The sequence below is a fragment of the Arenibaculum pallidiluteum genome, from assembly GCF_017355985.1.
GTDB classification, from domain to species: domain Bacteria; phylum Pseudomonadota; class Alphaproteobacteria; order Azospirillales; family Azospirillaceae; genus Arenibaculum; species Arenibaculum pallidiluteum.
This window is the reverse complement of sequence record NZ_JAFIQU010000045.1, coordinates 1-827: the sequence shown is the minus strand read 5'-3', so window position 1 is coordinate 827 and position 827 is coordinate 1. Positions and strand designations below refer to the sequence as shown.

Below are 827 nucleotides of genomic sequence, written 5' to 3'. Positions count from 1 at the left end.
ATCAACGTGACAAGCACATCCTTAGGCCGAGGGCCGCTCCTGGCGGCGGCCCTCTGCGCGGCCGCGGCCGTCCAGATGGTGGCGGGCAGCGCGGCGGCCCAGGGCCGGCCATCCGGGGACTGGTCGCTCACGCTCGGCGGCGGCGCGCTCTTCACACCGGACTACGAGGGCTCCGACGAGAACGAGGTGGTGCCGGTGCCGATCGTCGATCTGTCCTGGCGCGACCGGATCCGCGTGACCACCCTGGGCGGGCCCGGCATCTTCGCGACCCCGCTCATCTCCGAAGGCCTGCGGCTCGACCTCGGAATCCGGTACGACTTCGGGCGCGACGAGGGCGACAACGACGCGCTGAGAGGGCTCGGCGATCTCGATGTCGGCGCGGTGGCGGTCGCCCGGCTCGGCTACGAGCTCGGCCCGGTGGATCTCGGCCTGGAGCTGGCCCGCGACGTGACCGGCGACCGCGAAGGCCTCGCCGCCACGGTCGAGGCCGAGTATGAGCTCGCCCTGCTCGACGAGCGGGCGCGGCTCAGCGTGACCCCGCACGTCACCTGGGCCGACGACGAGTACATGGGCAACACCTTCGGCATCACCGCGGCCCAGGCCGCACGCTCGGCCCGCCGATACACCAGATACGACGCCGAGGCCGGCCTCAAGGATGCGGGCCTCGCCGTCGGCCTCGGATACGACCTCACCGACTCGATCCACGTCATGGGTCGGATCGACTACACCCGGCTGCTCGGCGATGCCGCCGACAGCCCGCTGGTGGACCGCGAGGGCAGCGCGGATCAGCTCTCCGCGCTGGTCGGCCTGAGCTATCGCTGGTAGCG

The 827-nt window shown here is 72.1% G+C and carries 1 protein-coding gene; it reads left to right on the top strand.

The window, feature by feature from the left end; genetic code table 11:
* On the top strand, nucleotides 1–825 hold an 825-nt coding region (locus tag JUB13_RS31005; RefSeq protein WP_207486126.1), incomplete at its 5' end, for a MipA/OmpV family protein.
* Between the last annotated feature and the right edge of the window lie 2 nt (nucleotides 826–827).